At 43.0% G+C, this 11,357-nt stretch carries 10 protein-coding genes; all 10 read left to right on the top strand.

Annotated features, from left to right (window positions below; translation table 11 throughout):
* Positions 1 to 383: 383 nt before the first annotated feature.
* Complete coding sequence (locus tag IH879_12000) at positions 384 to 554, top strand: hypothetical protein (GenBank protein ID MCH7675659.1); 171 nt, start codon at positions 384 to 386, stop codon at positions 552 to 554.
* Complete coding sequence (locus IH879_11995) at positions 551 to 2,518, top strand: PD40 domain-containing protein (protein ID MCH7675658.1); 1,968 nt, start codon at positions 551 to 553, stop codon at positions 2,516 to 2,518. Before IH879_12000 ends, IH879_11995 begins: the two co-directional genes overlap by 4 nt.
* A gap of 277 nt (positions 2,519 to 2,795) precedes the next feature.
* The gene (locus IH879_11990; protein MCH7675657.1) at positions 2,796 to 3,698 is read left to right on the top strand and encodes a PQQ-binding-like beta-propeller repeat protein; all 903 of its coding nucleotides are present in this window, start codon (positions 2,796 to 2,798) and stop codon (positions 3,696 to 3,698) included.
* 73 nt (positions 3,699 to 3,771) lie between these two features.
* Positions 3,772 to 4,551 carry a PEGA domain-containing protein gene (locus IH879_11985; protein MCH7675656.1) on the top strand — a complete coding sequence of 260 codons (780 nt, stop codon included), beginning with the start codon at positions 3,772 to 3,774 and terminating at the stop codon, positions 4,549 to 4,551.
* A gap of 18 nt (positions 4,552 to 4,569) precedes the next feature.
* On the top strand, positions 4,570 to 5,913 hold the full coding sequence (locus IH879_11980) for an insulinase family protein (GenBank protein ID MCH7675655.1): 1,344 nt from the start codon (positions 4,570 to 4,572) through the stop codon (positions 5,911 to 5,913).
* Between the two features lie 10 nt (positions 5,914 to 5,923).
* Positions 5,924 to 7,255: an insulinase family protein gene (locus tag IH879_11975; protein ID MCH7675654.1), complete on the top strand. Its 1,332-nt coding sequence runs from the start codon at positions 5,924 to 5,926 to the stop codon at positions 7,253 to 7,255.
* Between the two features lie 7 nt (positions 7,256 to 7,262).
* Positions 7,263 to 8,030: an ABC transporter ATP-binding protein gene (locus IH879_11970; protein ID MCH7675653.1), complete on the top strand. Its 768-nt coding sequence runs from the start codon at positions 7,263 to 7,265 to the stop codon at positions 8,028 to 8,030.
* Positions 8,031 to 9,665: a hypothetical protein gene (locus IH879_11965; protein MCH7675652.1), complete on the top strand. Its 1,635-nt coding sequence runs from the start codon at positions 8,031 to 8,033 to the stop codon at positions 9,663 to 9,665.
* 84 nt (positions 9,666 to 9,749) lie between these two features.
* A complete protein-coding gene (locus IH879_11960; GenBank protein ID MCH7675651.1) occupies positions 9,750 to 10,148 on the top strand; it encodes an NfeD family protein in 399 nt (132 codons plus the stop codon).
* Between the two features lie 308 nt (positions 10,149 to 10,456).
* A complete protein-coding gene (locus IH879_11955) occupies positions 10,457 to 11,230 on the top strand; it encodes a hypothetical protein (GenBank protein MCH7675650.1) in 774 nt (257 codons plus the stop codon).
* Positions 11,231 to 11,357 lie beyond the last annotated feature (127 nt).

Genomic DNA, 11,357 nt, shown 5'->3' with positions numbered 1-11,357 from the left:
CTCTGTGGTACGTACAACCGTGTAAAGGACAACCGGAATCCGTTGCAAGAGAAATGCTGCTACGGTCTCGGCATATAGCGTGGCAGGAGCCATGTTCATAATGGAGCCCACAGAAGTGTCGTGTCAAATAAAACTGTACTCAGAAACTTAAATGGCCACAAACTTCGCCCGTGATCTGAGTCGCAAGTTTGAACCATAAGTTCATGCGAGACGACCTTTCTAATTTGGCCGCATATCCTTACCCGCACGCTTCGCACATAATTGTTTTTTGAGTCCACTTCGAAAATTTATTCCTCACAGCGATCCACACATATCGGCAAGGCACACACAAACGGGCTTTTTGACACCCTCACCTAGATATTTTCCGATCCGCCTGTGGACAAGTGTCCAACCGGACGCCCGGGGAAGTCATCGGGGCGGCAACAGGGTCACTGATCGCGGTATCGGGAGCCGAAGATGACGGCGTTTGCCTTGCTCGTATCCCGCCAATCGCGCACTTTAAGGGTCCTTTTGAAGCCGTGCCACAACCCACTTTCGAACTGAAGGTCTTATGAGATTACGCGTATTGACATTGATCCTGATCGTCACCATGCCTCAGGCGTTGCAGGCAGAGTCGGCGCTCTATCTGCGGCAACCGTCCCTTTCACCCGACAATCAGTCGATCGCCTTCTCGTACCAGGGGGCCATCTGGAGGGTCCCGCGGGCCGGGGGAACGATGACGCGTCTCACGGACGGAACCGGCTTCGACACTGAACCGGCCTGGTCGCCTGATGGTAAGCAAATAGTTTTTTCCGGGATAAACTTTGCCGGCGTAAGTGATCTTTATATAGTAGATGAAGAATCCGGTGAGTTGAAAAAATTAACTAATGACTTCTACGACGATCGTGATCCCGCCTGGTCGCCTGATGCCAAGGCCATTGCCTTCAGTTCGGACCGATCTTATTTTGGCAAAGACGGACACATGAATCTCTTCCTTTATAATTTGCAAACCGGCAAGATCCAATATTTAACCGAAGGCGCACATAACGATTATGCACCTTCATGGTCTCCCGACGGAGAGAGTTTGGCCTTCACTTCAGACCGGGACGGCCCATTTAATATTTGGATTATAAAGAATAATGCGGGAGAATTCGAGCCCTTGCCAATCGCTGATAATTTTACCGACTCAAGCAATAATGCGCACAACGGTAAAAATAGGTTAAACGGCAATGGTATATTTAAGAAAGGCCAGACAAAGAATTTTTTTCCGTCAGCCCTTGAAAAGACGGACCAATTAAAGAAGTTAACGAAATTTACCACCGGCGCATTCGATCCGGTTTGGCTGGACGAGGATAATTTGGTGTTCACCGCTTTCGAGAACTTCAGCTTCCAGCTTCATCAAATTATCAATGTTGAAGAAAAGTTTGAAGAAGCTCCCTCCGTTAAAAATGACATCCTGTCCACAGTTACCGATTACTGGACCGCCAATAAACTTGCCGGGGAAGTCAGATCGAGTACGGTAAAGTATAAAAGGAAATTTAATTTAGACATTGCTCAAAGTGCGGTTTCACATGACCCCATTTTTGGCGTAAGCGGAGGCGCTCAGTTGGCGGTTTCCGATATGCTCGGTAACCAGCAATATTATTTCTTAATCTATAATAATGCGCAAGCCCGGAGTGATTTCCTGAGTAGTTGGAATATAGCTGTAACCCGTGTGGAATTGTCTAAACGAATAAATTATGCCATCGGCGGGTACCGCCTAAGGGGCAGGTTTTATGATCGAGTGGACAGCTTTTTTGAACAGAGTCAGTTGGGCGGATTCGTGGCCGCCAGTTACCCGTTCTCTACCTTTCAGCGCATTGAAGCGAGCATTAATCTTCGGAAAGAGGAGAGATCGTATGATTTCAGAGGTACAGTCATTGATGGAATCGTAGTTTCAAATTCGATTTCATACGTCAAAGACAACTCCTTGTGGGGAGTTACCGGACCTATGGACGGCGAGCGTTTCAATTTAACATTGGGAAATACGCTTGACATCCAGAACAACGATGTGAGCTTCTTTACAATTATTGCCGACTATCGGCGTTACTTCCGGCTGAGCCCGAGAACAACTTACGCAGTTCGCCTGATGACCAGAATTAATCAAGGTAAAGAAGCTTTTCGGTATTTTATGGGCGGGAGTTGGGATTTGCGGCTTTATCCGAGGTGGACTATCTGGGGGCGCAAACTTTTTTTGGTGAATCAAGAAGTCCGAATGCCATTTTTGGATTGGTTCGTTCTGCGATTCCCTTTTGGAGGAATGGGATTTAGAGCAATCCGGGGTGCGGCATTTGTGGATTTAGGCCAGGCCTGGGATCGGGACTATGAATTCAACGAAGTTTTAGGTAGCCTTGGCTTTGGGTGGCGGCTGCGGCTGGGAGGATTTCTCGTGCTTCGTTATGAAATTGGCAGACGATTCCAGGTAAGAGATTTCAGCAGTCCAAGCATAAATTTCGAACCCGGCCTGAAAAAGGCTTTTTGGTTTGGATTTGATTTCTAATCTTTAAAGGATTTAAGGTTCAATTATTCTTCTGAAAACAAAAACACTCTTTCTGCTTCTACTTCTAGCCAGCCTGTTCTGGGCCTGCCGTTCAATAAGAATTAAAAACATACAAACGGTTTCAACTGAAGAAAATTGGACGCTTTATGGTGGAGACCCAAGTCGAGCCAATTATCGGGATGAAACATTAGCTCCGCCTCTCGAACACATCTGGACCTACAAGGCGACGTCTGCCCCGGGAAAAACCTTAACCGTCGCGAATGGTCTGATTTATTTCGTGACTCTGGACGGCCGTTTGGATGTCGTCAATATTGAGAACGGTAAAAGATTCGGTCGCCTTAAAACTGAGGGACATTTCGAAGCGACATGTGCATTTTATGAGAATGACCTTGTCATAGCATCCAGGTATGGAAATAAGACCCTCACGGCCTATAATCTGGAACAAGGAAAACATTTATGGAAAATAAATGCAGGCGACATTGCAAGTGAGCCTTTAGTCACAAGCGAAGGCATTTTCGTGTCGGCTCTTTATAACCATATCGATAAATATCGTTTGGAGACTGGCGAAAGAATTTGGACATTTAAATCAGAGGGCCAGCATCATTCTTCGCCGGCGTTAAGTCAAAACACATTGGTGGTTGGCTGCGACAATGGGAACATTTACGCATTGAATGCGGAGAAAGGCACGTTAAAGTGGGAAGTTACAACTGGAGCAAGTATCTTTGCGACGCCGATAATTAAGGACGAAAAAGTTTTTGTTGGTTCCTCAGATTCTGTTTTCTATTCGCTGAATTTGGAGGATGGCGAGATTTTTTGGAAATTTCAAGCCGACCGTCCTATTTATGAAACGGCAGCGACGGATGGCGAGCGTGTTGTGTTTGGCGCAAGTAACGGGCAAGTCTATTGCCTGGATTTCGAATCAGGGGAGGAAGTTTGGAGTTTTAAAGCGAAAAGTCTGGTCAGCACCGCCCCCCTGATTTCGGGCGATGTGGTGTTTTTCGGGTCTTTGGACAGACACTATTATTGTTTAGATTTAAGAAATGGCAACGAACTCTGGAGCTTTGAAACAAAGGGGAGAATTCGTACGTCACCGGTTCTTTGGGGAAAATATGTCATTGGCGCTTCTGAAGACAGATTCCTCTACGCTTTTTCACTCTCCGACAGTTTGAGTACTCATTAATAAATTTCCAATGCGAAAAAAAACTGTTCGAATTGTTTGCTCGATGTTAATTTTCAGTCTGAGCTTTTCATTTATGACGACTGAAATTTTCGCAGCCGCGGAACAGAAGAATCGCTCCAAAACAGACGGGTGGGGGTATTTAAAACTCACAAGCAAGCATAACGGACTTGCGGTAAAAATCGATGAGAATTTTATCGGCTTTTCTCCGCTCGAGATACTTGCATTGGAGCCCGGCCCGCATCAAGTTCAGGTTGAACATCCGGAACAGGCAAATTGGCTGGACCATGACTGGCACCGGGAAATAAATGTTGTGGAGGGAGATACAATCTGGATTGAAGTGTCGTTTAACAGGAACTATTCGATTCATTCATCACCTTTTGGTGCATCTGTTTTCCTTGGCGATGAAAAGATGGGTGAAACGCCGACTTTTTTAAAACTCGATGAAACTGAAATTAAGCAAATCACTCTTTCAAAAGCCGGGTATCAAGACACAATTTTAACATTGGGATCTTCAAATAATCAATTTTTTGATATAAAATTAAGAAGGAAATCGGAGGAGCCGGGTTTAACTCTGACACCCGGAGAATTTCATATTAAAAAGAAATCTAAAACGAACCGCCGTTTATTCGCGGCTATAGGTCTCACTATTGCGTCAGGTGCTATCGGCATCTATTTTAGAAATAAAGCCAACAACCAATTTGATCGATATTTACAGTTTGGGGATCCGGAGCGATTTAATGAAAGTTTTGATCAAGCTAAAAAGTTTGATAACTATGCCGCTGTTTCATTTGCGGCATTTCAAGTGAGTTTTGCGCTTTCGGTTTATCTTTTCTTAAAAAAAGTCAGTAACTAATTAAATTCTATAAAACAAATGTTAAAAAAATTCCTTATTACGTTTTCAGCCGTACTTTTTTGTTCACGGTTAATTTCGGCATCAGATCAAACAGAAAAAATCCACCAGACTACTTTAAAGAACGGTCTCAATGTAATTGTTATTGAAAACGCCACTGTACCTTTGGTTACAATCGAGATTGATGTTAGAAGCGGTGCCTTCACCGAACCTCCAGAGTACGATGGACTCTCACACTTTTTTGAACATATGTTTTTTAAAGCGAACGCATCAATTCCCAACCAAGAGAGATTCTTGGAACGTACACGTGAATTAGGGCTGACTTTCACCGCCACAACGAGTGAGGAGCGGGTAAACTATTCATTCACAGTATTAAAAGACAGCCTCAAACCCGGTCTTGAATTTATGAAGGCTGCCATAACAACCCCACTGTTCCTTCAGGAAGAACTGGAAAGAGAACGACTGGTGGTCATAGATGAGTATGATCGAAATGAATCCAATCCTCTTTTTCATCTAAACCGCGAAGTGAATAAAAGGCTTTGGTATAAATATTATAGCCGGAAAAATACCATTGGTAACCGTGAAATCATCCTGACTGTTGATCAAGATAAAATGCGCACCATTCAGCAAAAATACTATATTCCAAACAACTCGGTTCTTCTTGTGGCGGGTGATGTGAAAAGCGAAGATATTTTTGAACTTGCAAAAGAATATTTTGAGAATTGGGAAGAGGGGCCGGACCCCTTTGAAGATGACCCAATTCCTTTTCATCCCCAATTAGAAAAAAACGAAACCATCATTGTGGAGCAGGATGTTAACGCTGTAACAGTTATGCTTCGTTGGCAGGGACCAAGCGTGTCAATAAACACAAAATCAACATATGTCGCCGATGTTCTTACTGTTATCTTGAATCAGAACTCAAAATTTCCTAGAATTCTTGTTGGAAGCGGCCTGTTCACCAGTGTCAGGTTTTCCTACCAGACCTTAGACCAAAAAGGGCCAATCACCATTGTTGCAACAACTAATATTAAAAAATTCCGACAGGCCAGGAAAGCCTTGTTTGAAGAAATTAAATATCTTCTTGACCGGGATTACTTTACGGACGAACAAATTGAATATGCAAAAACCAACCTCGAGGTTCGTGAGAAATATAGCTGGGAGCGCCCCTCTTCCTACATTCAATCGGTGGGTTACTGGTGGAGCATTTCAGGCGACCTGGATTATTACCTCAATTATACAGACAATATAAGAAAAGTCACTCGCGATGATATCTCAGAATTTGTGAAAAAATATATTCAAAATGGATCCTATATTATGGGAATTTTGGTATCACCTGAAGACAGGGAACACCTGCAACTAAATTGAAGGAACTTTTATGCTGACGACTAGAGAGATATCGAAATCTAATCTAATTATTATTTTCCAGTTGATTTTACTAATTCTTACGAGCATCCTGTGGGCAGTGAATGGCTCCGGAACGACCGAAGAATTTTTTATAAAAGATCTGAAAGTCATCCTTAAGCCAAACACATCGAATGAGATTATTTCGGCACAGCTTTATTGGAGGGGCGGGGCCTTGAATTTGACTAAAACCAATCAAGGTATTGAACAGTTCATCTTTAGTAGCGCCACTTTAAAAAACCGAAAATACGCAGATAAAAGCTGGGATAAGATATTGCAAGGGACGGGGTCCAGGCTGGGGAGTGCGGCTGAAAAGAATTTCACTGTCATAAGTTTGCAATGCACACGCCAGTATTTTGATCAAATGTGGGAAGTTTTCTCTGATTATGTAATGAACAGCGGTTTTTATGATGAGCGGACGGAAATTGCCAGGGAACGCACTTTGACGCGAATCCGACGCCAGAAAGATACACCAGATGTTTACGTAAGAAAATTAGCTGAAGAACAGTTTTACCGGGACCATCCTTACGAGCTTGAGCCTCTGGGCGTCCAGGAATCGATCAGCAAGATTAATATGAAACAGATGGAATCCTACCTAAAGAAAAACCTTAAGAAATCAAAGTTACTTTTAGTTGTAGTTGGCAATGTAGATAAGGAAAAACTAAAAAAGAAAGTTGCAAAGACATTCGGCAAAATTTCCAAAGGGAAATACAAACCCGTATTCCCTGCCGTGGTCGTGCACAAGAGCCCCAGTCTGAAGATTGTGGAACGCGACCTCCCCACTAATTACATTTTAGGGCTGTTTTCAGCCCCAAGCCCTGAGAACCCGGATTATTATCCCATGACTATCGCCATTGACTTTTTGAAATGGCGTTTGTTTGAAGAAATAAGGACAAAACGAAGTTTGTCTTACGCGCCCGATGCTTTCCTGGCAACTAACTTTGCAAATTATGGCGGCGTTTATGCAACATCCGTTGAGCCGGATACTACGATTAAAATAATGTTGGAGGAGCTGAAAAAACTTCGGAGGGAACCGGTTATTGAGAAGGATTTGCGTGACAGAATCAGCATGAATCTCACTCGCTACTACTTAAGCAATGAATCCAATAGTGCTCAAGGACAGTTCCTGGCCCGTTTTGAGCTTTCGGGTCTTGGATGGCAGCAAGGTGAAAAAATGGTTGAAAATCTAAGAAGCGTAACCGCAGCAGATGTACAACGAGTTGCAAATCAGTATTTCAAAAATATTCAATTCATCATATTGGGTAACCCTAAGTTGATAGATGAGAACTTGATTACTTTGCTGTAAATCTACTATGATTGAGTTTCAAAATCTTTCAAAAAATTTTGACGACAAATTAGCGGTCGATAATATAAGCCTTAAAGTTCGGCCCGGGGAAATCCTCGGTTTTCTCGGCCCAAACGGGGCAGGTAAAACAACGACCGTAAAGATGCTGATCGGTATGCTGATCCCGACCGGTGGAACCGCAACAGTTGCGGGTTTCGATATCTCGAAAGAGCCGATTGAAGTAAAAAAACGAATCGGGTACGTGCCGGAGACCGGTGCTTTATTCGAATCTTTGACCGCCTGGGAGTACCTGGAATTAATTACGGACCTGCACCACATGGATCGGGCCCTGGCACAGCGAAAAATTGATGAGTTTTTGACCCTTTTCGGCCTTGATAACGAAAGAGATCATCACTTAAGCGGTTTCTCGAAAGGCATGAAACAAAAAGTTCTGCTAGCAGCGGCGTTTCTTCCTAACCCTGAAGTTTTATTTTTAGATGAGCCCTTAAATGGTCTCGATGTAAATACTGCATTAATCATTAAAGAGTTGCTCAAGAAGATGGCTGCACAAGGTAAAACGATCATGTTTTGTTCCCATATTTTAGAAGTTGTTGAACGAATTTGTACCCGCATTGCAATTATCGATTGCGGTAGAATTGTGGCAGATGGTTCCCCACTCGAAATTCTCAATAAAACATCCCAACCAACGTTAGAACAAGCCTTTAGTAAACTTACAGGAAGCCACGACGTTGCAGAATCAACCAACGAGATTCTAAGAGCGCTGGAACGTGTTTAAATGGTCAAACTCCTTTTTCAGCGTGTTGGCATTGACTATGTCCAGTGGGCTGCCCTCACTAAGGTCCTTCTAAAAAAAGATTTTCGCGAATCTTCAATGTCAGCGGGCCTCAGTCACGGGCGTTCCGGTGGCCGCGTTTTCTTCTCACTGCTCTTTTTTTATCTTCTGACCGGCTTAATTTTCGTGCCGATCGTTTTCCAGAATCCGGATGTGTTTCTAACCGCGACACTTTTAATCAGTTATACTATGTTCATGATCGGCGGGTTGATTCTGGTGGAGTATAACACGGTTGTTATCTCACCGGACGATTATCCTATTTTAGGATACCGCCCCATTTCATCCAGAACGTTTTTCTTTGTTAAGCTTTGCAATATTTTGTTTTATGTTCTGCTCTTTAGTACGGTTTTATCACTGCCGGCGATACTCGCGTATTTTTTTATCTTTGGCTTTAATCCGGCCCTGGGTTTGACCGCATTTATAAGTATTTTTCTGGCAAACTTCACTGCCGCCTTAGTGATTATTTTATTTTATACTTTTGTTCTAAAAAAAGTTAGCCTGCGCCGTTTGCAAAATATGTTTGCTTTGCTGCAGGTCGGTCTCGCTTTTGCTATTTACAGCAGCTTCTTTATAATACCCAACCTGGTAGAGAGCGCCTTGTTTCAAAGTTTTGACATATCTAAATCGCCCTACCTGATGTTTTTACCTTCAACCTGGTTTAGCACTTATTTAAAAATTCCCCTGGGTCAGGCCAACCTTCTTGATTGGATCGTGGTGTTGGGGTCAATCTCAATCATGGCAATACTTGCTTACTTCGCATTCGCCAAACTTTCACTAGGCTATTCAGAAAGATTGACCGAGTTAGCCGGGAGATCGGTTCAAAGGGTCAGTAAAAAGAAGCTAAAATGGTCGCTATTGGGATTGAAATTAACCAATGAAGAACACGTGGTTTCGGTGTTGATTCGAAACCAGTTTTTGTATGATAATAAGTTTAAAATGGCCGTTCTCAGTATTTTACCGTTAACAATTTTTTATCTTTTTTATGGAACTCAGACGGGTCCTCTTCCGAATCCTTTTGAAACTCAAGATTTTGAATTAGGACGTACCGGGCTACTTTATTTACTCATTTTTCTCTTTCCCATGATGCTGCGTGCCTTTGTAACTCAAAGCGATGCATACCAGGCGTCCTGGATGTTCTATACCGCTCCGACCGATTTTCAGCGTTTAATCATCTCGGAAAAAAACTTCCTGATGATCTATTTTGTTCTTCCCTTCCTGCTGATTCTCGGGTTAATTTTTTATCATTATTTTGAAAATTTATTACAGGTGTTGCTGCACATATTAGTCTTAGGGCTTCTGGCCCATCTCTTTTTGCAATTCGCATTTTTGTTTTCCCCAGACCTGCCGTTTTCACGTCCAAATGTGAAAGGCAGGCGATCGCGAAATATGGCCTTGCTGTTAATTCTGGTGCCGTTCATACTTTATCTGATTTTACCGTTTATCTTCAGGGTGGTCTATCCAAGTCCCGCCAGTTTTTTGACTTTCACAATCACAATTTTGACGATCTCGTTGATTCTGGAAAGCCTGATTAAGGTGCGGGTTTCTTATTATATGAAGAGTTTTGAATTTACCGGCTAAGGTCGAGGAGCGAAGAGCGAGAAGCGCCCGGTAGTGTTTTTTGCGCTAATCGCTCCTCGCTTGTTCGCTCTTCGCAATTGGACCATGATAGAAAAAAATTCCGGTTTAGTTAAAAACGCTGGCCTCATACTCCTCCTCGTCTCCCTGTTTATTCTTGACGATATCCTCATTTATCTTCTTTTTAAAAATATTTATGACTGGGAAGTCGATTTAATCTATTTCGGATTTGGCGCGACAATTGTACTTATCTTGAATTTAGGCCTGGCATTTGCGGTTTTGAAAATTATGCGCAAGAGACCCACGACCGGCCAGCAGGGCATGATCGGTAAAAAAGGTGTTGTTTTAAAAACTAAGAATGGTGAATACCAGGTTCGCGTTCAGGGTGAGATTTGGAAATCGGAGAGCAGGGAAAAACTAAAAGTTGGTGATAAAGTCGAAATTGATTCTATGGACGGATTGAGGTTGTTGGTCAGAAAGTATTAAAAGACCATTCTCTCGAATTTTGTTTCATCAACTAACATTTGTCTCAGGTTAAGCCAAAACATTGCTGTCTCATGTCGAAAGTATTTATCGGCATTTCTGATTTGTCTTCCACAAAAATTCCAATACCAGCATGAATTTCTTTTTTTAGATATTTTCTTCTTTGGCTTTAGTCACCTAGCTTACTGCTGAAAAAAGAAATCCCAACCTTGGCATTATAGTTGCTCTAAGGCATTTGTTATAAAAATGTTATGCCTCTCTTCTCGACTTATGACAAATCAAAAGTTTCTTAATTAAACAAGAAAAGGGCTATGAAAAGAACCATCAGCATTTTACTGCTCGGCACATTTGTGTCTACTCTCTTTATACAGGATATTTTATTGGCACAAAGACGGAAAGGCGATAAGTATCCGCTTGCCGTACTCAACTTGAATGCAATCGGAGACAACATACCAAGGTCAGATCTGAGTCTTATCTCCGCACGCTTGACAGAGGAGCTGAGTGACACAGGGCTCTTCCATATTATGTCCCAGCGCGATATGGAACGGGGACTTTTCAGCAAAAATCTGGATCCTTCTGGATGCTCATCAATCGAATGTGCTGTTAGGGCCGGGACTGCGCTGGGTGTGCAGTTGGTTGTAGTCGGAACGATAAGCCAGAATGTTTCAAGCTATGCCATTGATTTGCAAATGGTTCACGTATCCAGTAAGGCCGTTGTGAAAGATTATCGAGATAATATCGAAGGGGATTTGAACGATCTGTACGGCAATATAAGATTTGTTGCCCAGGAGTTTATGGGTTTGGCGCGCACACAGTTGAAACCTGGTACTAAACAAGAAACTTTACCTCCTCCATCTCAGCAGCCCGCATCTGAATCATTTCCAACCTCAGAACGTTTTCCGCTAAACGAGCAGACCTATGAGAGCGGCGGCGGTTTTAAATGGGCCTATGTTGGCATTGGCCTTTTGGTCGCCGGTGGAGTCGGAGCCGGTGTGCTTTTAGCTCAAAAAGGCTCTGATGGCGGCAGCGGCAGTACGACTACGGTGAATCCCTCTCAACTGCCGGGACCTCCCACATTCCCTTAAACTAGAGCAACGTTCTGTAAATAGCGTAGCATTGAGGATAGAAGTGTTCAGGTGTTTGGGTGTTAAAGGTGTTAAGGGATTCAAGTATTTAAAATAAAATAACTTAGGAAGAAAAGGCTTTAACATT

Source organism: candidate division KSB1 bacterium (assembly GCA_022562085.1).
Lineage (GTDB): Bacteria > Zhuqueibacterota > Zhuqueibacteria > Oceanimicrobiales > Oceanimicrobiaceae > Oceanimicrobium.
This window is presented reverse-complemented; position numbering and strand designations above follow the sequence as displayed.

Excerpts from the sequence above, each read along its gene's own strand:
- IH879_11995 (MCH7675658.1), top strand. The coding sequence starts at position 551 with ATGAGATTACGCGTATTGACATTGATCCTGATCGTCACCATGCCTCAG.
- IH879_11985 (MCH7675656.1), top strand. The coding sequence starts at position 3,772 with ATGACGACTGAAATTTTCGCAGCCGCGGAACAGAAGAATCGCTCCAAA.
- IH879_11980 (MCH7675655.1), top strand. The coding sequence starts at position 4,570 with ATGTTAAAAAAATTCCTTATTACGTTTTCAGCCGTACTTTTTTGTTCA.
- IH879_11975 (MCH7675654.1), top strand. The coding sequence starts at position 5,924 with ATGCTGACGACTAGAGAGATATCGAAATCTAATCTAATTATTATTTTC.
- IH879_11970 (MCH7675653.1), top strand. The coding sequence starts at position 7,263 with ATGATTGAGTTTCAAAATCTTTCAAAAAATTTTGACGACAAATTAGCG.
- IH879_11965 (MCH7675652.1), top strand. The coding sequence starts at position 8,031 with ATGGTCAAACTCCTTTTTCAGCGTGTTGGCATTGACTATGTCCAGTGG.
- IH879_11960 (MCH7675651.1), top strand. The coding sequence starts at position 9,750 with ATGATAGAAAAAAATTCCGGTTTAGTTAAAAACGCTGGCCTCATACTC.
- IH879_11955 (MCH7675650.1), top strand. The coding sequence starts at position 10,457 with ATGAAAAGAACCATCAGCATTTTACTGCTCGGCACATTTGTGTCTACT.